This window comes from Natronorubrum marinum, from assembly GCF_052040125.1.
GTDB lineage: Archaea > Halobacteriota > Halobacteria > Halobacteriales > Natrialbaceae > Natronorubrum.
Genome location: NZ_JBPPFV010000003.1, coordinates 26,198 through 51,623 on the forward strand (window position 1 = coordinate 26,198; position 25,426 = coordinate 51,623).

Consider the following 25,426-nt stretch of genomic DNA (forward strand, 5'->3'; position numbering starts at 1 on the left):
CCGAACCGAAGCCGAAGGCTTTTGCGAACCCGCGCGCGAAAATAATCAGTAATGACCGGAGACGACCCACTCGAGGAGTCCGAGTCAGGGGAACCGTTGACCGACGGGGGTGAGCGATCCACCGGATCGCAATCCTCGTCGGAGCTTCGCTCTGACGGCGGAGCAGCAGGCGCAGACGACGTCGCGCTGGACCCGTGGGGATCCTCGAGCGTCTCCGACTACCGAAAACTGTTCGAGGAGTTCGGCATCGAGGAGTTCGACGAAGTGCTGGACGAAGTCCCCCATCCCCACTACCTGATGCGCCGCGGGGTCATCTTCGGCCACCGGGACTACCGACCCGTCGCGCAGGCGCTGCAGAACGACGAGCCAGCGGCCGTCCTCTCGGGCTTCATGCCCACGGGCGACCCCCATATCGGTCACAAACTCGTCTTCGACGAGATCATCTGGCACCAACAGCAGGGGGCCGACGCCTACGGCCTGATTGCCGACCTCGAGGCCAACTCGGCTCGCGGCATGAGTTGGGAAGAGATCGACGAGCACGCTCGGAGCTACCTGCTCTCCCTGCTCGCGCTCGGCTTCGATCCCGAAAAAGGCGAACTCTACCGTCAGTCGACGAACCGCGAGGTGCAGGACCTCGCCTTCGAGCTCGGCGCCGAAGCCAACTTCTCCGAGTTTCAGGCGATCTACGGCTTCGACGGCGAGACCGACGTCTCGCACATGCAGAGCGTGGTCACCCAGATGGCCGACATCCTCTACCCGCAACTCGAGGAGCCAAAGCCCACGGTCATCCCCGTCGGGCCGGATCAGGACCCACACGTCCGACTGGCACGGGATCTGGCCGAACGGATGCGCTTTTTCAAGGTGAGCGAAGCCTACGCCAGCTTCGAGCTCGAACCCGACGAGCGCGCTCTCGTCGCCGACTTCTACGAGCGACTCGATCCCGCCGACTTCGACGACGACGACCTTCGCTGCGTCCACGTCGCCGAGGCGCTCGAGGGGACGCCGCTGTCGGATATCGACGCGGACGCCGACACGCTGAGTTCGGTGCTGACGAAGCTGAACGAGGCCGGGATGGAGCCGGTCCGTCCGCGCACTCGCTTCTTCGATCGGCGGGCGACCGACGACGCCTTCGATGCGCTCATCGACGCCCTCGAGGGCGAGAAACGGGTCTACGAGAGCCACGTCGACGCCTTCGAGATCGACCGCGCCGAAGCCGAGAAGCTCGCCAGACAGGTCGAAGTCGAGAACGGCGGCTACGGTTTCCAGCCGCCGTCGTCGATCTACCACCGGTTTATGACCGGTCTGACGGGCGGGAAGATGTCTTCCTCCGTGCCGGCGAGCCACATCTCGCTGCTCGACGACCCCGAGGACGGCTACGACAAGGTGAAATCGGCGACCACCGGCGGCCGGGAGACGGCCGAAGAGCAGCGCGAAAAGGGCGGGAAGGCGGACGAGTGCCCGGTCTACGAGCTGTACGCCTACCTGCTCGCCGGCGACGACGACGAGTTCGCCAAGCGCGTCTACGACGAGTGCGTCGGCGGCGAACGCCTCTGTGGCGACTGCAAGGAACAGGCCGCCCAGCTCATGGAGGAGTTCCTCGCAGAGCACCAGGCAAAACGCGCGGAGGTCGAGGAGTTGCTCGAGGACGCCGATATCGAACTCGAGTCGCCGCGTCGACGCCAGTAACGGCGACGAAGCGGAAACCGTTCCGGACGGCAGCAGCGACGGTCCAACGGAGAAACGGCGGCGGCAGGCGATCGCGTTCGTTCGTTTTTTGTCACTGAACCCGAGGAGAACACATATCAGTAGCCACGATGTATCCCGGGTCGATGGAGACCGGCCGAGCCGCCAGCCCAAGCCGAGACGTCGTGCGCTGTGCCGATATTCTCGGCTCCTTCGGCGTCACGCCCGCCGACGTGCGCGCCCAGCGCCGTGAGTACCACACGACGGTTCCCCCGGGCGAGGCGGGCGGCGACGCCTCGCTCGAGGCGATCATCGCGGACGTGCTCGCCGACGAACGCGACCGAACGGCGACGGTTCGACAGCTGATCTGCCACGGCGACCGCGGCGTTACGTGTTCGGCACGCTACGCCCAACGAGCGCTAGGGCGCGAACTCGAGGCCGTCTTCGCGTCGATCGGCTGGTCGCTCGAGTGGACGCGGACGGGGCCGGCCGAAACCGGACGCGACCGGCTGGAACTCACCGCCACGGATCCGAAGAAACGCACCCGCGAGGCGACGGTCACCTACCCGCAGACGCCGCTGGCGGACGACAACCTGCCTGCCGTCTTGCACGCTGTCGACGAACGGCTGCTCGCCGGAACCGGTGCGACGGTCGTCCCGCTGTCGACCGGCGTCGACCGCTGGCGGGCCGCACTCATCGAGGCAGAGGAACTCGAGAGCCTTCGGGAGCGGTACGGCCGGCTGATTTCGGCGTTCGATCGGCCGCTGCTGCCCGAGCACGACCTCGAGGCGTACGTTCCCGCGGACGACCTCGAAGCGGGTGACGGCGACGAAGACGTCGGGGTCGACGATTCGAATGGTGCGTTCGAATCTGGTCCGTGGCCGTCGTGGGCGCTCGAGCGAGCGAAACGGCGACCGTCACTCTTCGACAGCGAGAACGACGCCGCTACCCCGGAGACGGACGACGCCCAGTCCTCGGTCGCGTCGCTCATCGAGAAAGCCGAACCCGATGGGAGCGAGACCGCAGCGAACGAGGGGGACGCGACGGCCTCGACACCGTCGACGCCGTCCCCGTCGCCCGAAACCGACGGCTTCGAGATCCGAGGCGGTTCGCCGACGGTCTCGAGGGTGAGCGACGGCGACTCGAGCGCCGATCCGTCGCCGCGAGACGTCGCCGACGCGATGCTCGAGGACCAGCGAGAGCGAACGGCCGAGCGAGACGACGGACGCGATGGACGCAAGCGAGGCGACGAAGATGGCGATGCGTCGTCGGACGACGGATTCGGCACGCTCTCGGGCTCCTCGAAGACCGCTCGAGTCGGCAACGACTCCTTCGGGACCGACGACGAGTTCGCGACGGAGCACGACCGCTACAGCGCGCTGGGGGTCGCCCTCGGCGCCGGCGGCACCGTCAGCGTCGAGGGGCTGCTCGAGGACGACGAGTTCCTTCCCGAACTACCCGCGATAGAACCCGAGGAGACCCGCATCGAGTTCGCGGAGTCGTTCGATCCCGACGCGGTGAGGACGGCGAAAGCGGCCGGCGAGCAGGAAGGGTTCGAGTGGGTCGATTCGGGCTCGCTCGAGACGACGCGGCTCCCGAACGGGTAGTCTCCCGCCGCACTCAGGGCGCGAGTCCGTTCGAGTCGTCGTTCGATTCGCCGGATGGGTACAACAGCGGGACCTCGATAGTGACGACCGACCCGGTCGGCTCGTTCGTCCCGAAGGTCACCGACCCGCCCGCGATTTCGACGCCCCACTTGGCTAACCAGAGGCCGAGGCCGCTCCCGTGGTCGAGCGGCGTCTCGGTCCCGCGTTCGACCGACGATCGCTCGTAGGCGTCGATTCCGGGGCCGTTATCCGCGATACGGATTCGCACTCGCTCGTCGTCCGCCTCGACCTCGATTCGAACGAACGGGTCCGAGCCGGTGTTGTGTTCGATGCCGTTTTCGACGAGGTTCGCGAACACGGGCTCGAGAACGTTGGCGACGTAGATCCCATCCAGATTCGACTCGCGTTCGATGCGAGCGTTCGGATACTCGGTACGGACGGCCGTGCTCACATCGCGGAGAAGCATCTCGAGTGAGACGGGCTCGATCGACTCGCGTCCCTGTTCGAAGACGTCGATGATTTCGCGGGCTTTGGTCGCCAGCGCTTCGATACGTCGCGCACTCGCCGTGATTTCGTCGGCAATATCCTGATTCGCACCGTCTGCGAGCAGTTCCGCGTAGCTGCTGATGACGTTCGTCTCCGTTCGGATGTTGTGCCTGAAGACGCGGTTCAGGACCTCGTGGCGCTGTTGCTGTCGCACGTGCTCGCTGATATCGTGAAACGTGATGACGTGGCCGATCGTTCGATCGTGGACGTCGGTGATACGCGTCGCCGTCACGTCGTACAGTCGCTCATCGTCTCTGCTTCGGAAAGGGCGTTGCACCGAGACCAACCCGTCCGACGAGACGTAGAAGTCGTCGGGAACGGCCGCTCGAAGCGGGTTCCCCAGCACAGCACGGGGTTCCGTTCCCAGAATCACCGCACCGGTTTCGTTGATGTCGACGACGACCTCGTGTCCGTCGACGACGATGGCACCGTCCGGCATCCGCTCGAAGAGCAGTCGGCGTGCACGCGGATTCGGCGACGGACTCGTCCCGAAGAGCTGAAACCGCGTGAGTGCGCCGAGGCAAGCGACCCCGGAGATCGAAAACGCGACCGGTGTGGGATCGAGACCCGGGATCGGAATCGCCCCCACGAGAAAGAGGAGGTTGCTCGCCCACGGCGCGATGATCCCGACTAGGAGTGCAGCGCTTTGCCCTCTGAACGGCAGCGAATCGTTCCGAATCAGTTTCAAGAGTGGAACGGCCCCGAGCAGTCCGAGCAGGTAGGTGTAGGCGGCGATCACCCAGAACCAGGGGCCGGGAGTCCGGCTGAGTAACAGCATATCACCTTCGTACACCAGTCTCGAGTCGGTGTAGAGCAGGCTACTATCGGTCAGTGCGAAGATCACGGTGAGGACCGGAACGATCGAGATGAGCGCGACGTAGCGTGGCTGGACGTACCGATCCCGGCCGGTGTACTCCAGCGAGAAGAGCAGCCAGCCGACCGGAATGGCGACGACGCCAATCCACCTGAGATTCGCCCAGAAGACTTTCCCGCCGAGCGTCGATGCCTCCAGATCGAAAACGAGGAGAGCCGACCAGATGCACTGTCCGGTGAGCATCACGACGAGCGGAACGGCGCCCGGCTCGGGTCGTTCTCGCCAGGCGAGGAGTGCCGCCGCTGTTCCGATTGCCACGGTTGCAAGTAATATTCCCGACAGAAATGTAAGAGAGAACACCGATACTCGGGGAATGGCTCCGTTAGCTATTAAACGTGCGGAAAAATCGAACCATTGAAAGATATCTTCAGGCCGTCGGTTGAGTCAGGGGATCAGTACGACGAACGCAAGAACGACGAAGACGACGAGATACTCGCACTCGGCAGCTTTCGCCAGCAGTCGCTCGTTCTCGTACCGGCCGACCAACGACGTGACGCCCAGGGAGTAGGCGAGTCCGGCTAACAGCGGAACTGCCAGTACGGGCGGGATGTGCCCCGTGTAGACGGCGAACGCGACGAGCCCGGCCGTACAGCAATCGATCCCGGCGAGGATCCTGCGCGTCCGGTCGACGCCGAAGACGACCGGAATTGTTAGTACGCCGATATCTCGATCGCCTTCGACGTCACGGACGTTCGGAATCTCCGTGTTCGTGAACACCCGGAGAAAGAAGTACGCGAAGACGAACAGCGCCGACATCGTGACGGCGCCGTCGGCGAACGCGAGCGGAAGGAACGTCAGCGTCACGGCCCACGCGAGTGCGACCACGATCGTGTTAACGAGGAAGACGTCTTTCAGCCGACGGACGTGCATGCCGGTTTCAGGAATCCAGTCCGTGGCGTAACACACCCAGAGCACCCCCGGAAGCAGCGTTATTGCGAGCGCGACCGGCCCACCGAGAACGGAGAGCGCGACGGCGAGTCCGTAGGCGATCGACGCTAACACGTAGAGGGCGCCCCGGTGCCGTCTGACGAACCCCGCTTGTCCGGGATTCGACACCGCGTCGGTGTCGACGTCTGCGAGTCGATCATTGGTGTAGACGGCGAAGACGACCAGTCCGACGACGACCGCCGCCGGCGTCAGCGACAGCGAGAGGAGAACCGAGACGATGACCACCTCGGCCATCGCGATCAACGCCAGATACGTCGAACTGTACACCAGTGCGTTCCAGAACCGGCCGATACTCGAGGGCAGTCGAGCGAGCAGCGTACTGCGTCGCGCGACTGTCGTTTGACTCTCGTCTGAGAGCGGATGATTTTTTCGTGCCATAGTTGCGGTAGTATTCGAGCGAAGCCGTTCGGTAGCGGCTCCGCACTGAATGTGTCGGTAATCCCAACAGATATGCGTATGGATTGCAAAACTGTTACATTAACATCCGAGAGTAGGCGATTGAAGTGCAAGCCGCGTTTTCGTGAGACGAAGTATAATATTTTGATACAGTAAATTTTAGTGAGAGATATGAGGTGATCCGGGTCGAAGATGGATCGGCACGGACGGACACCGGTCCGGGTCCCCTCCTGCGAGCATGGCGGTGAACGCAAGGTTTTTCGCCCGCCGTCGAGAGACGAGAGGTATGGCACCCGAATCCCACGTTCGTGCCGGTATCGGTGACCGACCGTTGCGTTGCAGTCAGGGATTCGGTTTTTTCTTCGCCCGGTGACACCGGGCCGGTGGAGCCGCGAGCGCACACATCGTGTCCTCGCCGCGAAACCGACCGTTCGACGCGGTCCGGTCGGCGGTCGGCCGGGCAGGCAGTATCGGAACCGCTAACTGACCGACACGCAGCCATACGAACAAGCGAATGCAACTTCCAGCACAACAGGTCGCGGTGTTAGAGGCCGCGAGCGCAGACGAGGCGGCGTCCGTCGACGCCCTCGCTGCGGCGACCAATCTCCCTCCCGAGACCGTCACCGGCGCGGTGTTCGAACTCGAGGAGGCAGGGCTGGTCGCCGTCGCGGAGCGGGTCGACGAAACGATCGCCCTCACCGACGAGGGCGTCGAATACGCGGACGAGCAACTTCCCGAGGTGCGGCTCTACGAGGCCGCGCTCGGGGCCGACGGCGATAGCGATCCCGTCCAGATGGGACGGGTCATCGGTGCCTCCGGACTCGAGGGACCCCAGGTCGACATCGCGCTCTCGAACTACGCCCGCAAGGGGTACGGCGTCATCGACAGCGGCGAGATCACGGCCGATCCGGACGCCGATCCGAGCGCGGACGCGGAAGCGAACGCGCTCGAGACGCTCTCGGGAACCGACGACGCAGCCGTCGAGAGCGTCGACGTCGACGAGGGCACCCTCGAGGGACTCGAGCGACGGGGCCTGCTCGAGCGCACCGAGTCGACCGTCCGCGAGGTGACGCTGACCGAGCGCGCCGTCACCGAACTGATGGCCGGCCTCGAGACCGCCGAGACGGTCGGGCAGGTCACGCCGGAACTCCTGACGAGCGGGGAGTGGGCCGAGGTCGAGTTCGCCGAGTACAACGTCGAGGCCGACGCCGAGCAGTTCGAGGGCGGGAAGGTCCATATCCTCCGGCAGATGTCCGAGCGCGTCAAAGACGTCCTCGTGGGCATGGGCTTCCAGGAGATGGACGGCCCCCACGCCGACGCGGACTTCTGGATCAACGACTGTCTGTTCATGCCGCAGGATCATCCCGCACGGACCCACTGGGACCGGTTCGCCTTAGAGCGGCCGACCCACATCGACGACCTGCCGGAAGACCTCGTCGAGCGCGTCGAACGCGCCCACCGAGAGGGTATCGGCGATGACAGCGAAGGCTATCACTCGCCGTGGGACGAGGACTTCGCACGGGCGCTCGCGCTTCGGGGCCACACGACCTCGCTGTCGACCCGGTACCTCTCGGGCACCGAAATCGGCGAGATCGAGCCGCCCGCGCGCTTCTTCAGCGTCGAGAAAGCCTACCGAAACGACACCTTGGACGCGACGCACCTGCTCGAGTTCTACCAGATCGAGGGCTGGGTGATGGCCGAAGATCTCTCGGTTCGGGACCTCATGGGCACCTTCGAGGAGTTCTACGCCCAGTTCGGGATCGAGGACATCCAATTCAAACCACACTACAACCCTTACACGGAACCCAGCTTCGAGCTGTTCGGCACTCACCCCACGACGGGCGAACTGATCGAGATTGGCAACTCCGGGATCTTCCGCGAGGAGATGTTAGAGCCCCTCGGCGTCGACTGCGACGTGATGGCGTGGGGACTCGCACTCGAGCGACTCGCCATGCTGACCACCGGCGCGGAGGACATCCGCGACCTCCACGGCACGCTCGCCGACCTCGAGTTCCTGCGGAACGCGGAGGTGACCTACTGATGCCCACCGTCGATATCGACCCCGACGAACTGCGAGAGTTAACCGGTCGCGAGGAGAAAAGCGACGACGAATTGAAAGACGACCTGTTCGGTCTCGGCCTCGAGTTCGAGGGGCTGACGGAGGACGGGGAGTTCGAACTCGAGTTCGCGCCGGATCGGCTCGATCGGCTCTCGGTCGAGGGCGTCGCGCGCTCGATGCGCTACCAGTACGGCGACGCCCGCGGCGTCCACGTCCCCTCGCCGAACGCGGCGGAGTGGACCATCGAGGTCGACGAGTCGGTGCCGGACGAACGGCCCTACGTCACGGGCGCGGTGATCCGCGACGTGAACTTAGACGGGGACGCCCTCGACTCGCTCATCCAGCTGCAGGAGAAGCTCCACGCGACGATGGGGCGCAAGCGCGCGAAGGGCGCGATCGGGATTCACGATCTGACGATGCTGAAAGGCGGGTCAGCGACGGAGGGAGCTTCGACCATCCGGTACGTCGGCGTCGAACCCGACGAGGATCGGTTCGTGCCGCTCGATTCGGACGAAGAAATGACGCCTGCAGAGGTTCTGGAGAACCACCAGACCGGCGAAACGTACGCCGATCTCGTCAGCGGCTACGACCGCTATCCCGCGATCTACGACGATATCGGGCTGTTCTCGTTCCCGCCGGTGATCAACGGTCGCCGGACCGAGGTCTCGACGGACTCTCGAGACCTGTTCGTCGAGATGACGGGCACCGACCAGTGGACGATCGACAAGATGCTGAACATCGTCTGCTACGCGCTCTCGGCGCGCGGCGCGACGCTCGAGGACGTAACAGTGGACTATCCCGATCGCGAACTCGTCCGGCCGGATCTCTCGACGAAGACGAAGACGGTCTCCCACAGTCGGATCGAGACCATCCTCGGCATCGACCTCGATCCCGAAGAAGTGATCGATCTGGCGGAGCGGTCGGGTCTCGAGGCCGTCAAAGAAGAGAACGAAGTCGGCGACCTCGTCTACGACGTGACCATCCCGCCCTACCGCGTCGACGTACTCCATCCGCTGGACGTCATCGACGACCTCGGTCGGGCCTACGGCTTCAACGAACTCGAGCCGACCTACCCCGACGTGGGGACCGTCGGCGGCCGTCACGAGCGCTCGCGCCTCGAGCGCGCCGTGCGCACCCAACTCGTCGGCCTCGGCTTCGAGGACCTGTTGAACTTCCACATGAGCAACGAGGCTGAGAATTACGAACGCCTCGAGATCGAACCCGGGTCGGACGCCTACGGCGCGGGCGAACCGGCGACGATCAAGGAGCCCTATAGCGAGGACTACACCATCCTGCGGACGTGGCTGTTGCCCTCGCTCATGATGGTCCTCGAGCGAAACACCCATCGCTCGTATCCACAGCATCTCTCGGAGATCGGGTTCCGCGCGGCGCTCGACGAAAGCGAGAACACCGGGGTCGGCGAGAGCCGGCACGTCGGGGCCGTCCTCGCGAACCACGACGCGGGCTACGAGGACGCCAAGGCGCGCCTGCAGGCGCTCGCGCGCAACTTCGACGTCGACCTCGAGACCCCACCGGCGGAGCACCCGGCCTTCATTTCGGGTCGAACCGCGTCGGTCGTGATCGACGACGAGGACGTCGGAATCGTCGGCGAGATCCATCCGAAGGCGCTGATCGAGTACGATCTCGAGGTACCCGTGGCGGCGTTCGAGTTCGATCTCGAGGCGCTGCGGTAGTCGGTTGTTCGGTTTTAGTTCTCGAGTTTGAGGGCCGATTTGCGGTTGCGGCTTAATGTCTGTATCGCGAGCGAACGAAGGCGCGGCGCCACGCGCCGCGGGAAGACGAGCGGCGAAGGCGCGAGTCAGTGAGCGAGCGGGCCGACGACTGACCCGTAGGGGAAGGAGGAGTGTTTTTAATCGAATTTTTGCCGAGGGACGTTGCGCTGTGCGGCAGCTACGCTGCCGTCAGCGCGACAGACCGCAGCGCAAAACTTCGTCTTTTAGAATTCGTGTTCGACGTCCTCTTCGTCCGCTTTCTGGATGATGATCTTCCCGTCACGAACTCGAACGAAGACTTCGTCACCGATATCCATGCCCGCGACCTCGAGTTCGTCCTCGTGGAGATTGAGGTGGACGTTGTGATAGTTACCGTCTTCGTCTTTCGCGCCGCTTGGACTCAGCTTCTTTTTCCGTACCATCGCGGGATTCTATGACGAACTTCGCCGTAGGATATACTTAAGTGTTTTCGACGCCTCAACGGGAGACCGTGTCACGCATAGGGTGGGACGAATTCGGGCCGCCGCCGCTGTTGTGACGACGGTTGCAGATATTGCGGGAAAATGGCGTAGGCCATACACTTAAAGATACCGGCGCAGTCGGTCGGTTTTCGGGGATATCTTTATGTCGGATCGTGTGCTGAATTAGCATGGAGTCGAAAACCATGGTACGTGAAGACGGTAAACGAAACTTTGCACTACGCGAGTCGGGCGGCGACGAGTCGAGCGTCTTCTCGGGGAACACTCCCCGTCAGGCGGCCCTCAAGGCGGCCCGACGACTCGAGCCCGGCTCGAGTGAAGACGACGCGGAACGTGTAGAGCTCAGACTACGAGAGAAAGGGACGAGCAAAGTACACATCTACGAAGGCTGGGCGTGGGAGGAGACGGCCCCCGACGACAAGCCCGACTGGATGCCCAACGAGATCACGGAAGCAAACGTCTCGAAGGAAGGGATCGAACACCTCGAGGAGTAACGTGCCGACGATCGTGTTTTCTCGTTCGCCACCTCTCGAGTGCCGAATGTCTAATTTTCTGAGTCTATAGAAAAATTTCGGTTGTTTCTCCCGTCAATAGCTGCATCTGTCACGTCCTTAAGGGACCACAGAGGGGGCTAATGTAATGCCCACCACGTATTATTGTTAGGTCCGACTAAGAAATACGCTTATATGGATTCGAGCAGCCAGAGTCGGTCGTAATATGAGGCCAATCGGTCACAAAATGAACGTCGAGAAGGACGTTTGCGAACCTCCTTTGGAGAGTGCCTGTACGGACGGACAGCCTGCAGACGGCGAGCGGACCGTCGTCCAACCGCGAAAGACGGCGATCACCCGCACGCCCGGTTGGTCGATCGGTCGCTCGGATGACGGAGCAGAACGCGAGGAAGACGCATGATCGACCGCAAGTGGATCAACCTGCTGCTCGCGACCGCGATGTTCAACCTCGGGTTCGTGATCTGGTTCTCGTTCGCCCCGTTCACGGGCGAGATCGCCGACGAGTACGGACTCTCGGTGGCCCAACTCGGACTCGTGTCGAGTGCGGCCGTCATCGCCGTCCCGCTCGGCCGGATTATCATCGGCCCGCTCACCGACAAGTTCGGCGCGCCGGTTACCGCCGGCTTCACGCTGGTGATCGTCGGCATTTTCTCGATCATCAGCGCGTTCGCGCCGAACTACGAGATTTTCACCATCTCGCGCGTGATCGCCTCGCTGGCAGGGATCACCTTCGTCATCGGCATCCAGCACGTCGCCCAGTGGTTCGAAGAGGAGAACCTCGGCCTCGCGGAGGGGATCTTCGCGGGCGTCGGGAACGCCGGCGCGGGCCTCGGCGCGTACTTTACGCTCCCGCGGATCTTCGGCGACGGCTACTCCGACGCGCTGTTCGCGTCGAACTGGCGCGCCGCGTTCTTCTACACCGGCGTCATCGCCATCGTGCTCGGAATCGTCTACTTCGTGGTCGGTGACGCCGCGAAAACCGAGGAGCGACGTCAAGCGGCCAAACAGGGCGTCAGCAAGGAGCAGTGGCTCTACATCGCCACCCGCCACGGCGCGGTCGTGCTCTCGGCGGCGTACATCATGACCTTCGGTCTCGAGGTCGCGATGAACGGCTGGCTGGGAACCTACTACCGCGAAGGATTCGGACAGGGAGATCTCGTCATCGCGGCGACGTTCGCGGCGACGTTCTCGATCGCAGCCGGGTTGCTCCGTCCGCTCGGTGGCTACATCAGCGACCTGATGGCTCGTAACGAGAGGGACATCCTCCCTTGGTTCGAGGGCCGCTACCGCGAGCAGTGGACGTTCGCGACGATGGCGTTCGTCGTCCTCGCGCTGTTCGGGATGACCGCCGCCGGACTAAGCGGCAATATCTACATCGCCGTGACCGCCGGCTTCCTCGTCGGCGTGGGCTGTGCGTTCTCCGAAGGAGCGATCTTCGCGCAGGTACCCGCGATGTTCCCGGACAACTCGGGCTCCGTCGCCGGCATCGTCGGCGGTATCGGGACCGTCGGCGGCTCGGTCTACCCGCTGCTGTTCGCCGCGCCGTTCCTCCCGAACCTCCATATGGGGTACGCCGTCGTCGCGCTCACCATGATCCCGATCCTGGCGCTGACCGCCTGGGTGTTCCAGCCGGAAATCGCCGAGAACGCGACCGAAGACGGCTGGTTCGTCTCCGAGAACCCGGCCGCAACCTCGAGCGCCGCGAACGCGCCGAGCGACGACTGAGACTGGTAGCCGACGCCTCGAATTCGAGCTTCCGCCGCTGACCGATTTTCACGGGTTTCCGACAGTCTTCGATCGGAGGAGTACGCCCTTTAGCGCCCGCGGTGTCGGCCACAGTATGCCCATTCGACCGCCGACGAAAGACGACCTTCGCGCGTTCGGCGACTCGCTGTTTCTCGATCTCACTGACGAGGAACTCGAGTTCTTCGCCGAGATGGCCGAGCACCGAGCCGAGGCCTACGAGACGGTCCGCTCGTACGACCCCGTCTCGCGTCTCGGCGGAAGCGAACGCCGCGAGCGCAGCGCCGGCGTTCGCGTCCCCGACGAAGATAATCCACACAACGCGTGGGTGAGCCGCTGTTACGTGGCCGGCGACGACGGCGGCGACCTGGACGGGATGGAGATCGCGGTCAAGGACAACGTCTGTGTCGCCGGCGTCGAACTGACCTGTGGCTCGCAGGTCGTCGAGGGCTACGTCCCCGACGTCGATGCGACCATCGTCAGTCGGCTGCTTGCGGCCGGCGCGGACATCACCGGCAAGGCGAACATGGACGACTTCGCCATGACCACGACGGGCCACAGCGCCTTCGGCGCGATCACGAACCCCCATGACGACGACCATCTCGCGGGCGGCTCGAGCGGCGGGAGCGCGGTCGTCGTCGCGACGGGCGAGGCTGACGCCGCGATCGGCTCCGATCAGGGCGGAAGCGTCCGGGTTCCGGCCGCATTCTGTGGCGTGGTGGGACACAAACCGACCTACGGACTGGTTCCCTACACGGGCTGTATCGGACTCGCACACGCGATCGATCATCCCGGACCGATGGCGAGAGACGTCGAGACGGCCGCGCGAATCCTCGCGGTGATCGCCGGGAGCAACGAACGCGACCTGCGGGACGCGAGCCCGGTCCCGGTCGAACCCTACCACGAGAACCTCGACGGCGACGCGGCCGACCTCTCGATCGGGCTGCTCCGGGAGGGGTTCGACCAGCCGGAGGCCGACGAGGGCGTCCTCGAGCGCGCCCACGGCGCCCTCGAGACGCTCGAGGACCAGGGAGCGAGCCTCGAGGACGTCTCCGAACCGATGCACCGCGACGCCGAAGACATCCACACCGTCTGTACGGCGGAGGGCCTGCTCGACGCGATGATCGGGGAGGGGCTCGGTCACGGCTGGAAAGCCTGGTACAACACCTCCTGGATCGAGTTCTTCGGCTCGGCGCGGCGGGTACAGGCCGATGACTTCCCGGCTCCGCTCAAACTCTCCCTCCTCGTCGGTGCCTACACGAACGACACCTACCACTCGCGGTACTACGCCGACGGGATGAACCTCGTCGTCGAACTCACCGAGCGCTACGACGCGCTCCTGGAGGACCGCGACCTGCTGGCGATGCCGACGACGGTGCGGACCGCGCCCGAACACGAACCCGAGTTGGATCAGTACGATCGGCTGCGAGCGGAGACGGTCCCCGCCAACACGACCGCGTTCAACCGGACCGGCCATCCCGCGATCAGCGTTCCCGTCGGCGAGGTCGACGGGCTTCCCGTCGGGCTGATGCTGGTCGGCTCGCGGTTCGACGACGCGACGGTACTCGACGCCGCTGAGACGCTCGAGTCAGCGCTCAACGGCGGAGAATCGGGGACGTAGCGGCGTGCTCGAGCCGGCCCACGACGCGTGATCAGTCGTCTGAGTCGCTCGAGTCCGCGACCATCGACGCGAAGTTCTCGATGACGCGAGTCGCGTTCACGTCCTCGAAGCCGTGGTCGTCCGCCGTCCAGTCGAAGTCGGCCGCGAGTCGGTCGCGTAGGTCGGCGGTGAACTCGGGGTGGAACTGGACGGTCCACAGCGGAGCCGTTCGGTGGCGCGTCGCGAACGCGTGGTAGTAGTCGGCCGAGGCGACGATCTCCATGCCGTCGCCGACCGCCGTGACGACGTCGCCGTGCGTGACGGGGACGACGGACGAGACGTCGTCGAAGAGCGGGTCGTCGGCGAGGTCGGCGTCGACGGGCCGCGCGGTCGTCCCGACGTGCTCGACGGTCCCGCCGAGCGCCGCGTTGGCGATCTGGTGGCCGAAACAGACCCCGAGCGTCGGAATCTCGCGGTCGATCAGTTCGCGGACGAGCCGCTTCTGGTCGGCGATCCACGGCCGCTCGTCGACCTCGTAGACCCCCGCCGTACTCCCCGTGAGGACGACGCCGTCCGCGCGCTCGAGGTCCGGACGCTCGCCGGCGGGATAGTCGATCTCTCGGGTTCCGGGAGCGGCGCTCGAGACGAATCCCGCGAGCGCGTCGCAGTGGTACTCGGCGTCGGGATCGACTTCGTTGCGAACGACGACGATCGTCGGCGAATCCATTGGCGAGCGTTCGGTCGAGTGGAAAATAGCAGTGTCGGTCGATCGGCGAGCATCGACGATCGGTCCGGACTCGAAGCGGTACCTGCGTTGCTCGATTCGAGGTCGTTGCGTTCGCGACGGGCGAGCCGATACCTCGTGTGGACGACGATTCGTGATCAGATTGAACGAGGTCGGATCCTCTGACTGGGGAAGCTCACTCCTCGGGCTCCTCGATGAGCCGCGCGATGCTGACGAACGTGTCGAATTTCGGGGGCGCACCCTGGATCTGGATGGTCCCCTGCTCTCGATCGTACTGGACGAATTCGACCTCGGCGGCCCGCGGAAGATGCGTGTGCGTCAGCTCGATGGCGATATCTTCGAACGCGTCCGCCGACCGATCCGCTCGCGTTGGCTCGTCCTCCCACTCGTCGATCTGCTCGACGAGTTCCCTGATGGCCACCGGGCCGTCTCGCTGCTCGAGGTAGTACAGCACGTACCGTCGGCGTTTGTCCTCGAGCAAGTCGAACACGGTACCTAGCTTTACCATGCCCTGTACTAGCATGGTATGGGTTTAGATCGTACGACTGTTCTTCGCACAGCTGTCACGTCAGACACCGATTAAACACGTTCTACGGGGCGGTAATACCGTCACACTTGGACCGATATCGACGAAAACTGACGAACGATCCGGTTAGTCGTGGATTGGTCGTTGACCGGTCACCCTGAACGGTGCCCGGACAACGGTTTCCGACAACCGGTCGCTCGCATCGGACGCCGATTCGGGAACTACGCCGGTCTCGAGTCCGACGAGCGACCGCCGCCGAGCAGTTTGAGGAGCCCCTGTGCGGCCAGGCCGACGACCATCCACTTCCAGGCGAGGACGGCGACGCCGAGCAACAGGAGCGCGCGGGTCCGCCGGCCCTCGCTGAACGACTTCTTTGCCTCCGAAAGCACCGAGACGACCGTCAGCGATCGCGTCACCGTCGAGCCGAGGAGCTTTTTGAGTATCATACCTGTCCTTGGGAAGCCGACTGGATAACGAACGCCCCGGAGCGCGCAAGCGTGTCGATGAGCGGGTTCGGCCGCGTCGATCACTCCGGATCGAAGCCGCCGACGAGGTACTCGAGGGCGAACAGCGCGATCGCGCCGAAAAGTGCCCACGCGGCCGTCAGCGCGATCGTTTCCGTCGTCCAGGCGTGCGTCTCGCCGATGTTGTGCAACGGAGCCGGCACCGAACCGGCGATGAGACTTACCAGAAAGACCAGCGTCAGCTCGCGCCGACGGGCCAGCGCAGCGCGGACGACGCGAGCGATCGTCACGAGGCCGATGAGACCACCGACGACGAACAGTGCGACCGTCGTTCCCGGCCCGACGGCGGCTCCGATCGAGCCCCCCGTGACGAGGTCGCCGAGCGCGCGAACGAACGCGCTCAGTTCCGAGGAGAGGAAGACGTACTGCCCGAGCAGGATCAGGATCAGCGAGCCGGAGATTCCCGGCAGGATCATCGCGCTAACGGCGATCGCGCCGGCGACGAAGATCACGGCGCGGCCACCGCCGGGCAACTGGACGACGTCGGCGGCGATCAGCAAGGCGAGCGTCGCACCCACAATCGCGACGCCGACGTGTTTCGACGACGACCACTCGAGACTCCGACCGAGGGCGATCGCCGAGGCGGCGATCAGCCCGATGAAAAAGCCGAAGAGGGCGACCGGATGGGACGCCGCGAGCGACGAGACGGTTCCGGCGATGAGTACGACCGAAGTGACCATTCCGATACCCAACGGGATCAGAAACTGTAGATCCATCTCGACGAGGGCCTCCCGCGCACGAGGCCGCCGATCGGATCGGTATCCCCTGAGGACGGCGACGGCTCGGCCGGGCGTGAGTGCGGTGACGGCAGCGATCAGTCGCCCGTAGAACCCGAGGAGGAGTGCAACGGTGCCGCCGGAGACGCCGGGAAGGGCGTCCGCCGCACCCATACAGAGCCCGTAGCCGTAGATCCGGAGCAGTTCGAGGCGGTCGAGGGAGAGATCGGTTCGGTCGTATTCCATGGATTCACTCGTGGCGTCCCGGACTCGCGTTCCGCGCCGACCCCGCTGGTCGCCGCTGATCCGAGCCTGTTCGACCGGGCCGCCGGTTCGTCTGCATACGTAGTCGGTCGCCACCCGGCCGTATAAAAGTGCAACGACACTATCAGCCGCTGCCGGGGCTACGGGAGCGCCGAACGTCACTGCACACCCGACCGCACGGTCGTCGTGCGACCGGGCGTGACCCGTTTCAGTTGTTACTACCGGTAGCGAACCCTACACGCGGCGTCGAGTAGCGGGAATCGTGCGCCAAGCTACCGTGCCAAGCTTTGACCCCCCGGGCGGGAACTTTTTCTCGCTCCGGTTTGATACGCTGGTCACGAAGCTATGGACCTCGAGTCGATCCCGGGCGTAGGCGAAAAGACGGCTCGGGCGCTGGACGCGCTCGAGGAACCCGAGCGCGCGCTGCGAAGCGGCGACGTCGCGACAATCGCGACCGCGCCGGGGATCACCCAGGGTCGGGCCGCGCGAATCGCGCGCGGCGCGATCCGACAGGAACACGACGATCCCGGCGGCTTCCTCGCGACCGATCGCGCGCGCGAGGTCTACCGGAACGTCCTCGCGTTGCTCCAGGCGCGAACCGTCACCGACTACGCCGCCCAGCGACTCGAGACGATCTATCCCAGTCCGCGCCGATCCCGTATCGAGGAGGTACAGGCGTTCGCGAGCGACGCCGTCGAGCGCGACGACGACGAGGCGGTGCTCGAGGCACTCGACGGTGTCGAGCCGCTCCGACAATCCGGCGACGTCCGCGTCAGGGAGCGCTGTCTGGCGACGACCGACGCCGAGCGCTACTCCGAGGCGCGGGAGGCGATCCCGGAGCTCTCGGTCGAGGTCGTCGAGGACGCACAGGGGCTGGCCGAACTCGCGCGGGGCTACTCGACGGTGTTCGCGCTCGACGAGTCGTTCGCCGGCGTCACCGTCGAGGGCGACGTGCAGGTTCGGCCGGACGCGCTCGAGAACCCCGCCGAGGTCGTCCCCGAGCGGCCGCTAGCGTTCTTCGCGCGCAACCGGGACCGACTCCAGGCTGCCGTCGAGGTCCACCGAGCCGCCGGCCTCGAGCCGGCCTGTGACCTCGCGGCCCTCGAGGACGGCCTCTCGCGACTCGACGAGGACGGCACCGTCGCGGGCGACGACGAACTCGATCGGCTGACGACGGCGGTCGACGACCTCGACGCGGCGGCGAGCGCGGCCGAGAGCGTCGCCAACGACCACCTCAGACAGGCGATCCGCGAACAGGACGTCACGATCGAGGGGGCCGATCTGCTCTCGCTGGTCGAACGCGGCGCCGGCGTCGACTCCCTGCTCTCGCGGGAGTTGGCGGACGAGTACGCCGCGGCCGTCGAGGCGGCTCGGGACCACCTCGTCGACGCGATCGATCTGGATCAGGGCGAGGCCGAAATCGCCCGCCGGGCGTTCAGCGACGAACCGACGTTTCCGGTCGAGCGCGACGAGGCCGTCGTCTCGCGGCTGCGCGAGGAGCTGACGGCCGCCAAGGAACGGCGCGCGGGTCGACTCAAGCGCGACCTCGCGGCCGATCTCGCCGACCAACGCGATGACGCCCGGCAGCTGGTTCGGGACGCCCTCGAACTCGACGTCGAACTGGCGATCGCCCGGTTTGCACGGGAGTTCGAGTGTACGATGCCCGAATTCGTCGCCGAGGACACTCCCCACAGCGATTCCGGCGACGCGGTCGGCTTCGCCATCGAAGGCGGCCGCTCGCCGCTGCTCGACGAACCGCTCGAGGCCATCGATCCCGTCGACTACGAGGTGTCTGGCGTGGCCTTGCTCTCGGGCGTCAACAGCGGCGGGAAGACGTCGACGCTGGACCTAGTCGCGAGCGTCGTCGTGCTGGCTCATATGGGCCTACCCGTCCCCGCCGAGCGAGTGCGGCTGCGGCGGTTCGACGACCTGCACTACCACGCGAAGACCCAGGGGACGCTGGACGCCGGCGCGTTCGAGTCGACGGTGCGGGAGTTCGCCGATCTCGCACAGGGCGGCGAGGGCTCGCTCGTGCTGGTCGACGAACTCGAGAGCATCACCGAACCCGGCGCGTCCGCAAAGATCATCGCGGGCATTCTCGAGGCGCTCTCCGACAACGGCGCGACCGCCGTCTTCGTCTCCCACCTAGCGGGCGAGATCCGCGAGATGGCCGACTTCGCCGTGACGATCGACGGGATCGAGGCCGTGGGACTCGTGGACGGCGAACTCGAGGTGAACCGATCCCCGGTCAAAGACCACCTCGCGCGATCGACGCCGGAGCTGATCGTCGAGAAACTGGCGAACGAAGCCGGCGAGCCGGTGGCGGCTAACGGCGGGGAGCCGCCGGCCGGCGAGGCCGAACCCGTCTTCTACGATCGGCTGCTCGAGAAGTTCGACTGAGTCGGTCTGGTATACCGATTTACCGGTGCAATTGCGACCGTCCTGCGATTGCACCGGCATTGACGTACAGCGGTCCATACGAACGGACTCCGACGACCGGTACCGTCTATTCTTAACCGTTCGACATCAACATACTTTCACGTCGAAGCGATAAGACTGCGACAATGACGCGAGAGTACGACAAACTGGTCAGAGACGACATCCCGGAGATTATCGAACGGGACGGTAACACGCCGGTCGTTCACGTCGCAAGCGAGGACGAATACGAGCGTCGCCTGCTCGAGAAATTAGACGAGGAAGTCGCGGAGTTCCGCGAGAGCAGAGTGATCGCCGAACTGGCCGACGTTCTGGAAGTGATCCACGCGATTCGGGAACACGAAGAGGTCTCGACGGACCGCCTGTCGGAACTGCGCGCCGAGAAGGCCGAGGAACGGGGTCGGTTCGAAGACCGGATCGTTCTCGAGCGGGTCGAGCCGTAGTCGTCGCTCGCTCAGGAGTAGCGTTCCGAGACGCTCCCGGTACCAGCCATCTTTTCGGCACTACCGGTCGTTACCCGGCACGTGGATCTCGCGATCACGAACACGCTCGCGTTCACGATGGCGGACGAGCGACTCGGCATCCTCGAGGACGCGACGATCGCCGTCAAAAACGGCGAGATCGCCTCCGTTGGGCCGTCTTCGACCGAGCTGCGGAGATGTGGCGACGCGCCGACTCAAGGCTCGTCGAACGCGTCGAGACGGGCTGGCTCTGAGGGGAGCAAGCACTCGCCGTTGCGGACCGCAAATCGCTCCAGGGGATCTGTACTATGCAAGTGTAATACCTACCACCGTCCGCGGCCGATGCTATGTCATGCCGTATCAATTCGTCTGTTCGGAGGGGAGCTGTCAGTTCATGATCCGTTCGAGCAGCGGCGACGAGGTGGAACGGCTGGTCCGGGCGCACGTCCGGATGACCCACGGCGGCCGGATCGATTCGGCGGATCTCGAGCGCGGGATGGAACGGATCGAACTGGCCTGACCTGAATCGAACTGGCCTAGGTCAGATCGAACCGACCGGAAACGGCAGGCTATGAACGCTCGAGTCGGTACAGCCCCAAGAGGGGCTGTTTCGGTCACATAGGCGCGGGATAACGGTTTGGAGAGTGTGGATCGTTCCCCGGAGAGGGACGAAACTTGAACATTACCCCGCCATGAGTGACATTACACCGATGGTTGTTAAGTATTTTCACTAGATCTAGGGAACACCTGTTATTTACCGGTTTGTTTGTAGACAAGCGTCTCTCGGGTTTGTGGAGTAATAGCTCGCCGCGAACGAGTAATCCGGTAGTACGCCACAGGCGTCCAGCGCCCCCTGACGCGCCGCTTTCGGTTCGCTGCGAAGAACTAAGTAGCTACGAGAGCGTGGTGAAAGTGATGGTGGACGACCCCGACGGGGGGATGTTGTCGTGGGACGAGTCCGTGTTCAAGAACGAGCACGTCTTCGAAATCGACTACGTTCCCGAGACGTTCAAGCACCGCGAGGGCCAGACCCAGAGCCTGACGTACGCGTTGCGTCCGGCAGTGCGAGGGTCGCGGCCGCTGAACGTCGTGGTCCGCGGGCCGCCCGGAACTGGCAAGACCACGTCCATTCAGAAACTGTTCGACGAGGTCGGCGCTCAGACCAGCGACGTCCGGACGATTCGCGTCAACTGCCAGGTCAACGCGACGCGGTACTCGGTGTTCTCGAGGCTGTTCGAGGGCACCTTCGACTACGAACCGCCCTCCTCCGGCATCTCCTTTAAGAAACTGTTCGGCCAGATCGCCGAGAAACTCGTCGAGGAGGACAAGGTACTCGTCGTCGCCTTGGACGACATCAACTACCTCTTCTACGAGAACGAAGCCTCGGACACGCTGTACTCGCTGCTTCGCGCTCACGAGGAGTATCCGGGCGCGAAAATAGGCGTCGTCGTCGTCTCCTCCGATCCCGCACTGGACGTCATCGACGAACTCGACTCGCGAGTCCAGAGCGTCTTCCGACCCGAGGACGTCTACTTCCCGGTCTACGACCAGCCCGAAATCGTCGATATCCTCTCCGAACGCGTCACACGCGGCTTCCACGACGGCGTCATCTCGAGAGAGACGTTAGAGCACGTCGCCGACCTCACCGCCGACAGCGGCGATCTCCGGGTCGGCATCGACCTGCTCCGACGCGCCGGGCTGAACGCCGAGATGCGCGCCAGTCGCACCGTCGAGATGGAAGACGTCCAAGACGCTTACGAGAAATCGAAGTACATCAACCTCTCACGGAGCCTCTCGGGGCTCACCGACACCGAACAGGCTCTGCTCGAGGTGATCGCCCACAACGACGGCGATCAGGCCGGCGACGTCTACGAGGCGTTTCGCGACCGGACCGATCTCGGCTACACGCGCTACTCCGAGATCGTCAACAAACTCGATCAGTTGGGGCTGATCGACGCCGACTACGCGGACGTCGACGGCCGCGGGCGTTCGCGGTCGCTCTCGCTCTCCTACGAGAAAGAGGCGGTGCTGGATCGCCTCGAGTGAGCCGACACCGTTTCTAAACGCCCCAGATAAGAACGATACCGATCGTCGTCACGACCGCCAGCAGAAGCTGTAGCGGTCCGCCGACTTTGAGAAAGTCGGTGAATTTGTACCCGCCCGGGCCGTAGACCATCAGATTCGTCTGATAGCCGACCGGCGTCATGAACGAGGTCGCGGAGGCGAACATCACCACCAGGAGAAACGAGAACGGCGCTGCGCCGAGGCTCCCGGCCGCATCGACCGCCACGGGGAGCATCAACACGACCGTCGCGACGGGGGTGATGACGTTCGCGAGGAGTCCCGTCACGACGGAAAACAGTAACAGGACCGCGACGAGCGGGAGGAATTCGGCGGTCGAAACCAGCCCGGTGGCGATGATCTGGGAGCCGCCGGTCGCCTCGAGGGCGGCGCCGAGGGGAATCACGCCCGCGAGCAGGAACACGATGTTCCACGAGACGGCGTCGTACGCGTCGGTGGTCGACAGACAGCCGGTGACGATCATGAGGAAGACGCCGGCGAACGCCGCGATAGCGATGGAAACGAGACCGAGCGCGGCAGTGGCGACCACGCCGGCCATGATCCCGAGGGCGAGCGGCGTCTTCGGCGACAGCGGCGCGACATCGTCGACCCCGTCCTCGAGCAGGCGATCGACGACGTCCTCGTCGACGACAACGAGATCGCCGGTTTCGGCCGTGTGTTCGATCGTTCCGGGAACCGTCTGGACCAAGAGGAGGTCGCCGGCCCGGAGCTGGACCTCGCCGAGATCGGTTCGGAGCAACTCGCCCTCGCGACGGATCGCCAGCACGGTCGTCCGGTAGAACTCGCGGAGACGCGTCTCGGAGAGCGTCTTCCCGACGAACGACGACTCCGGCGGAACGAGCGCTTTGGCGAGCACCCCCTCACCCCCGGATTCGTCGAACGTCTCCTCGGTGACCGGCTTCCGGGGGAGTTGGTGGACCCCCTGATTCCCGGCGAAACGGTTGACCGCCTGCAGCGTGCCGTGGACCGCGAGCACGTCGCCTTCCCGGATTCGTCGGTCCGTTTCGATCGGGACGAACGCCTCCTCGTTCCGGTGGGGTCGCTCGACGAGGGCGTCAGTTTCGGCTCGCAGTTCGACGCTCCCCTCGTGACCGTGCTGCTGGTCGTACGCCGTTTCGCCGAGGCGCGCGGTGTCGTCTTTCGACGCCGCGCCGTCATCGTCGTACTGGAGCACGGGCTCGTTCTTCTCGGGTCGCACGTCGCGGTCCCCGTTCCGACGGACCTGCAGGATGCGAACGTCCGCTTCGGTTCGCTCCTCGAGTTCGTCGACCGTGAGCCCGACCGGTTCCGAATCCGCACCGACGCGGACGTGAGCGAGGTGGTCCTCGAGGTCGAACTCCTCGACGAGGTCCGCGTCGACCGGGATCCGTGCGGGCGTCAGCCATCGGCCGACGGTCATGAGGTAGCCGAGGCCGACGGCCAGAATCACGGCGCCCAGGAGGGTGAATTCGAACATGCCGATGGGAGCCCGGCCGAGCAGGTCGACGGCGAACTCGCTGGCGAGCAGGTTCGTCGACGTGCCGACGAGCGTCAGAGTGCCGCCGAGGATCGCCGCGTACGAGAGTGGCAACAACAGCTTCGACGGAGAGACGCCGGTCTTCTCGGCGAGGTCCGAGATCATCGGGATGAAGATCGCGACCACCGGCGTGTTGTTGATGAACCCCGCGATCGGCCCCGTCGTCGCGATCGTCGCCGCTAGCGCGCGCGTTTCGTCCCCGTTCGTAAACGCCGCGAGCGAGAGTCCGAGCCGCTGAACGAGCCCCGTCCGCTGGATGCCCGCACTGAGCATGTACATCGCGACGATCGTAACCGTTGCCGTGTTAGCAAAGCCCGAGATCGCTTCCCGGTGGCCGACGCCGGTCAACGGTTCGAGGACGGCCAGCGCGACGATGATCCCGATCGCCGTCACGTCGTTCGGAATGAGTTCCGACACGAACAGTACGAGCGCGACGGCGATGAGTCCGAACACCACCAGCGCACCTGCGGGAACGTCCGCACCGATCATCGTACGCGCTCCGATCGACATCCGTCAGTCATCTCCCGTGTATGTCTGCTGGCGGTAAATCTATGTTTGGGTGTACAGACACGATCGTGTGTTCGATTCGCAGGACTCTCGAGGGCATCGAGGGCTGCTTCGACGAGTCGACGCCCGAGAGAACGTCGCCGGTGAATCCGCTGCTGCAGTAAGTACGCGAGATGACGTTCGAGTACGCCGGGTGGAAAAACGGCCGGTCGTCCCGGTTGGTCTACTGATTCCCGCCGGCTGTCCGATTCACTCGCAGTGGTCGAAGTCCGAGCCGTCGGCGGGGAACGCGTACCAGTCGCCGTCGATCTCCATCGCACCGGCGTACAACGAATCGGTGGTTTCCTCGTCGTCTTTCTCGATCGTCGCCTCGTATCGCAGTTCCTTCGCGTCGCCGATCTCCTCGGCAAATTCGCCGTCTTCGTTCGCTTTCTCGAGTTCGTCCTCATCGATCGATTCGGAACACTCACACGAGATGGACGCGAGTTCTCCCGATTCCCCCATCGAGTACATCATTTCGTACATGTCGGCGATTTCGTCTTCGTCGACTTCGTCCGTGTACTCGTGGGGGTAGTAGGACGCGGCTTCCTCGTACTCGCCGTCGAAGAGAGCGACGATCAGTCCTTCGCCGGCGTCACACGCCGAGTCGCCACCGAGAAGGCTTCCGGTACATCCTGCCACGCTGACTGCGACGCTGGAGGCCGCCGTAGCCTCGAGAAGCCGTCGTCGCGAAATGCGCTCTGACATACGACAGTTCGTTGTGACAGTGGTATCAAATATGTTATGGTGTCAAAATTCCTTACTTTCTGTATGAGAGTACTAAGCTGTGGCCCTCGAATCCATATACCAGAACTGAAAGGCCGAGAATAGAACGATGCGTTACGGGCCACGACAACGTCGCAACTCGCGTGTCATCGGAGTGTCGTAGTCGTGGGCGGCGAGTCGATAGCTGTGTCGCGGACGGAGAACCGACCAAGCAATCGCCGGCCTAACCGACACAGACGACTCCGTCCAACGGCCGATATGGAACGTCACGACTTCTACCATCCGTCCAGTACGAGGCGAACGTCGCGAGCGAAGCCGACGCGCAGAACGCGACGGAGGCGGTCCTGACGACGCTCGGCGAACGCCTGAGCGCGGATCAGGCCGAGGATTTGGCGGCCGAACTGCCCGGGGACCTGAGCGACCACCTCGTCGAGGGAGAATCCGGGAAGCGCTTTTCGGAGGAGGAGTTCGTCTCCCGGGTCGACCAGCGGATGGACACCCTCGACCTCACTGGCAAGCGTGCGGCGACCGCCGTCATCGGAACGATTCTCGAGGCGGTCGACGAGGAGGAGCGGGCGGCGGTCGTCGACCAGTTCGAAGACTACGGCTTCGAGACGCTGCTCGGCGAGACGGACGCCGACATCGGTACCAGCGAGCGCTCGCCGCGCGAACGATAAGTACGAGAGACGAACCGCGAAGCGCGT

The 25,426-nt window shown here is 64.5% G+C and carries 21 protein-coding genes and 2 pseudogenes; 14 read left to right on the plus strand and 9 right to left on the minus strand.

Going from position 1 to position 25,426, the window contains the following annotated elements; translation table 11 throughout:
* Positions 1-51: 51 nt before the first annotated feature.
* Entirely contained in the window at positions 52-1,686 is a 1,635-nt protein-coding gene (locus ACSFC5_RS16490; protein ID WP_440766343.1) for a tryptophan--tRNA ligase, read from the plus strand.
* Between the two features lie 143 nt (positions 1,687-1,829).
* The gene (locus ACSFC5_RS16495) at positions 1,830-3,290 is read left to right on the plus strand and encodes a hypothetical protein (RefSeq protein WP_440766344.1); all 1,461 of its coding nucleotides are present in this window, start codon (positions 1,830-1,832) and stop codon (positions 3,288-3,290) included.
* Positions 3,291-3,303: 13 nt separating this feature from the next.
* On the opposite strand, the gene ACSFC5_RS16500 is transcribed toward ACSFC5_RS16495, so the two are convergent.
* Both ACSFC5_RS16500 and ACSFC5_RS16505 read right to left on the minus strand, forming a co-directional pair.
* Positions 3,304-4,968, minus strand: a complete 1,665-nt coding sequence (locus ACSFC5_RS16500; RefSeq protein ID WP_440766345.1) for a sensor histidine kinase — start codon at positions 4,966-4,968, stop codon at positions 3,304-3,306.
* Between the two features lie 126 nt (positions 4,969-5,094).
* Positions 5,095-6,036: a UbiA family prenyltransferase gene (locus ACSFC5_RS16505; RefSeq protein ID WP_440766346.1), complete on the minus strand. Its 942-nt coding sequence runs from the start codon at positions 6,034-6,036 to the stop codon at positions 5,095-5,097.
* A gap of 532 nt (positions 6,037-6,568) precedes the next feature.
* On the opposite strand from ACSFC5_RS16505, the gene pheS reads away from it, so the two are divergent.
* Together pheS and pheT are read left to right on the plus strand one after the other, a co-directional pair.
* On the plus strand, positions 6,569-8,095 hold the full coding sequence (gene pheS, locus ACSFC5_RS16510) for a phenylalanine--tRNA ligase subunit alpha (RefSeq protein WP_440766347.1): 1,527 nt from the start codon (positions 6,569-6,571) through the stop codon (positions 8,093-8,095).
* Positions 8,095-9,807 carry a phenylalanine--tRNA ligase subunit beta gene (gene pheT / locus ACSFC5_RS16515; protein ID WP_440766348.1) on the plus strand — a complete coding sequence of 571 codons (1,713 nt, stop codon included), beginning with the start codon at positions 8,095-8,097 and terminating at the stop codon, positions 9,805-9,807. The genes pheS and pheT overlap by 1 nt, the downstream gene beginning before the upstream one ends.
* 263 nt (positions 9,808-10,070) lie before the next feature.
* Here the strand turns inward: pheT and ACSFC5_RS16520 are convergent, their stop codons facing one another.
* Entirely contained in the window at positions 10,071-10,268 is a 198-nt protein-coding gene (locus ACSFC5_RS16520; RefSeq protein ID WP_090312084.1) for a SymE family type I addiction module toxin, read from the minus strand.
* Between the two features lie 242 nt (positions 10,269-10,510).
* On the opposite strand from ACSFC5_RS16520, the gene ACSFC5_RS16525 reads away from it, so the two are divergent.
* The 4 genes from ACSFC5_RS16525 (at position 10,511) to ACSFC5_RS16540 (ending at position 14,201) form a co-directional block, all read left to right on the plus strand.
* Positions 10,511-10,819: a non-histone chromosomal MC1 family protein gene (locus tag ACSFC5_RS16525; protein WP_090312173.1), complete on the plus strand. Its 309-nt coding sequence runs from the start codon at positions 10,511-10,513 to the stop codon at positions 10,817-10,819.
* Between the two features lie 223 nt (positions 10,820-11,042).
* The gene (locus ACSFC5_RS16530; protein ID WP_440766349.1) at positions 11,043-11,237 is read left to right on the plus strand and encodes a hypothetical protein; all 195 of its coding nucleotides are present in this window, start codon (positions 11,043-11,045) and stop codon (positions 11,235-11,237) included.
* Positions 11,234-12,562 (plus strand): MFS transporter, encoded by a 1,329-nt coding sequence (locus ACSFC5_RS16535; RefSeq protein WP_440766350.1) that lies wholly within the window; start codon positions 11,234-11,236, stop codon positions 12,560-12,562. The genes ACSFC5_RS16530 and ACSFC5_RS16535 overlap by 4 nt, the downstream gene beginning before the upstream one ends.
* 115 nt (positions 12,563-12,677) lie before the next feature.
* The gene (locus ACSFC5_RS16540; protein WP_440766351.1) at positions 12,678-14,201 is read left to right on the plus strand and encodes an amidase family protein; all 1,524 of its coding nucleotides are present in this window, start codon (positions 12,678-12,680) and stop codon (positions 14,199-14,201) included.
* 31 nt (positions 14,202-14,232) lie between these two features.
* Here ACSFC5_RS16540 and ACSFC5_RS16545 read toward each other — a convergent pair whose 3' ends face one another.
* The 4 genes from ACSFC5_RS16545 to ACSFC5_RS16560 form a co-directional block, all read right to left on the minus strand.
* Entirely contained in the window at positions 14,233-14,907 is a 675-nt protein-coding gene (locus ACSFC5_RS16545) for a type 1 glutamine amidotransferase (protein WP_440766352.1), read from the minus strand.
* 193 nt (positions 14,908-15,100) lie between these two features.
* Positions 15,101-15,433: a DUF7344 domain-containing protein gene (locus tag ACSFC5_RS16550; protein WP_440766353.1), complete on the minus strand. Its 333-nt coding sequence runs from the start codon at positions 15,431-15,433 to the stop codon at positions 15,101-15,103.
* Positions 15,434-15,672: 239 nt separating this feature from the next.
* On the minus strand, positions 15,673-15,897 hold the full coding sequence (locus ACSFC5_RS16555; protein ID WP_440766354.1) for a hypothetical protein: 225 nt from the start codon (positions 15,895-15,897) through the stop codon (positions 15,673-15,675).
* A gap of 80 nt (positions 15,898-15,977) precedes the next feature.
* The gene (locus ACSFC5_RS16560) at positions 15,978-16,937 is read right to left on the minus strand and encodes a DUF368 domain-containing protein (RefSeq protein ID WP_440766355.1); all 960 of its coding nucleotides are present in this window, start codon (positions 16,935-16,937) and stop codon (positions 15,978-15,980) included.
* A gap of 363 nt (positions 16,938-17,300) precedes the next feature.
* Between ACSFC5_RS16560 and ACSFC5_RS16565 the strand changes: the two genes are divergently transcribed.
* The 5 genes and pseudogenes from ACSFC5_RS16565 to ACSFC5_RS16585 all read left to right on the plus strand — a co-directional run bounded on the left by ACSFC5_RS16565 (position 17,301) and on the right by ACSFC5_RS16585 (position 21,898).
* A complete protein-coding gene (locus ACSFC5_RS16565; RefSeq protein ID WP_440766356.1) occupies positions 17,301-19,355 on the plus strand; it encodes a MutS-related protein in 2,055 nt (684 codons plus the stop codon).
* A 164-nt stretch (positions 19,356-19,519) separates the two neighbouring features.
* Positions 19,520-19,834, plus strand: a complete 315-nt coding sequence (locus ACSFC5_RS16570) for a nucleoside triphosphate pyrophosphohydrolase (RefSeq protein ID WP_440766357.1) — start codon at positions 19,520-19,522, stop codon at positions 19,832-19,834.
* Positions 19,835-19,915: 81 nt separating this feature from the next.
* Positions 19,916-20,035, plus strand: a pseudogene (locus tag ACSFC5_RS16575) (amidohydrolase family protein); the annotation flags it as partial.
* A gap of 169 nt (positions 20,036-20,204) precedes the next feature.
* The gene (locus ACSFC5_RS16580) at positions 20,205-20,372 is read left to right on the plus strand and encodes a DUF1059 domain-containing protein (RefSeq protein ID WP_006088711.1); all 168 of its coding nucleotides are present in this window, start codon (positions 20,205-20,207) and stop codon (positions 20,370-20,372) included.
* A 395-nt stretch (positions 20,373-20,767) separates the two neighbouring features.
* Positions 20,768-21,898, plus strand: a complete 1,131-nt coding sequence (locus ACSFC5_RS16585) for an ORC1-type DNA replication protein (RefSeq protein ID WP_440766358.1) — start codon at positions 20,768-20,770, stop codon at positions 21,896-21,898.
* 13 nt (positions 21,899-21,911) lie between these two features.
* On the opposite strand, the gene ACSFC5_RS16590 is transcribed toward ACSFC5_RS16585, so the two are convergent.
* Entirely contained in the window at positions 21,912-23,939 is a 2,028-nt protein-coding gene (locus tag ACSFC5_RS16590; RefSeq protein WP_440766980.1) for an SLC13 family permease, read from the minus strand.
* Between the two features lie 267 nt (positions 23,940-24,206).
* Entirely contained in the window at positions 24,207-24,704 is a 498-nt protein-coding gene (locus ACSFC5_RS16595; RefSeq protein WP_440766359.1) for a hypothetical protein, read from the minus strand.
* 299 nt (positions 24,705-25,003) lie between these two features.
* Between ACSFC5_RS16595 and ACSFC5_RS16600 the strand changes: the two are divergent.
* Positions 25,004-25,399, plus strand: a pseudogene (locus ACSFC5_RS16600) (DUF2267 domain-containing protein); the annotation flags it as partial.
* Between the last annotated feature and the right edge of the window lie 27 nt (positions 25,400-25,426).

Excerpts from the sequence above, each read along its gene's own strand:
- ACSFC5_RS16490 (WP_440766343.1), top strand. The coding sequence starts at position 52 with ATGACCGGAGACGACCCACTCGAGGAGTCCGAGTCAGGGGAACCGTTG.
- ACSFC5_RS16495 (WP_440766344.1), top strand. The coding sequence starts at position 1,830 with ATGGAGACCGGCCGAGCCGCCAGCCCAAGCCGAGACGTCGTGCGCTGT.
- ACSFC5_RS16505 (WP_440766346.1), bottom strand. The coding sequence starts at position 6,036 with ATGGCACGAAAAAATCATCCGCTCTCAGACGAGAGTCAAACGACAGTC.
- pheS (WP_440766347.1), top strand. The coding sequence starts at position 6,569 with ATGCAACTTCCAGCACAACAGGTCGCGGTGTTAGAGGCCGCGAGCGCA.
- pheT (WP_440766348.1), top strand. The coding sequence starts at position 8,095 with ATGCCCACCGTCGATATCGACCCCGACGAACTGCGAGAGTTAACCGGT.
- ACSFC5_RS16520 (WP_090312084.1), bottom strand. The coding sequence starts at position 10,268 with ATGGTACGGAAAAAGAAGCTGAGTCCAAGCGGCGCGAAAGACGAAGAC.
- ACSFC5_RS16525 (WP_090312173.1), top strand. The coding sequence starts at position 10,511 with ATGGTACGTGAAGACGGTAAACGAAACTTTGCACTACGCGAGTCGGGC.
- ACSFC5_RS16530 (WP_440766349.1), top strand. The coding sequence starts at position 11,043 with ATGAGGCCAATCGGTCACAAAATGAACGTCGAGAAGGACGTTTGCGAA.
- ACSFC5_RS16535 (WP_440766350.1), top strand. The coding sequence starts at position 11,234 with ATGATCGACCGCAAGTGGATCAACCTGCTGCTCGCGACCGCGATGTTC.
- ACSFC5_RS16540 (WP_440766351.1), top strand. The coding sequence starts at position 12,678 with ATGCCCATTCGACCGCCGACGAAAGACGACCTTCGCGCGTTCGGCGAC.
- ACSFC5_RS16545 (WP_440766352.1), bottom strand. The coding sequence starts at position 14,907 with ATGGATTCGCCGACGATCGTCGTCGTTCGCAACGAAGTCGATCCCGAC.
- ACSFC5_RS16550 (WP_440766353.1), bottom strand. The coding sequence starts at position 15,433 with ATGGTAAAGCTAGGTACCGTGTTCGACTTGCTCGAGGACAAACGCCGA.
- ACSFC5_RS16555 (WP_440766354.1), bottom strand. The coding sequence starts at position 15,897 with ATGATACTCAAAAAGCTCCTCGGCTCGACGGTGACGCGATCGCTGACG.
- ACSFC5_RS16560 (WP_440766355.1), bottom strand. The coding sequence starts at position 16,937 with ATGGAATACGACCGAACCGATCTCTCCCTCGACCGCCTCGAACTGCTC.
- ACSFC5_RS16565 (WP_440766356.1), top strand. The coding sequence starts at position 17,301 with ATGGACCTCGAGTCGATCCCGGGCGTAGGCGAAAAGACGGCTCGGGCG.
- ACSFC5_RS16570 (WP_440766357.1), top strand. The coding sequence starts at position 19,520 with ATGACGCGAGAGTACGACAAACTGGTCAGAGACGACATCCCGGAGATT.
- ACSFC5_RS16580 (WP_006088711.1), top strand. The coding sequence starts at position 20,205 with ATGCCGTATCAATTCGTCTGTTCGGAGGGGAGCTGTCAGTTCATGATC.
- ACSFC5_RS16585 (WP_440766358.1), top strand. The coding sequence starts at position 20,768 with ATGGTGGACGACCCCGACGGGGGGATGTTGTCGTGGGACGAGTCCGTG.
- ACSFC5_RS16590 (WP_440766980.1), bottom strand. The coding sequence starts at position 23,939 with ATGATCGGTGCGGACGTTCCCGCAGGTGCGCTGGTGGTGTTCGGACTC.
- ACSFC5_RS16595 (WP_440766359.1), bottom strand. The coding sequence starts at position 24,704 with ATGTCAGAGCGCATTTCGCGACGACGGCTTCTCGAGGCTACGGCGGCC.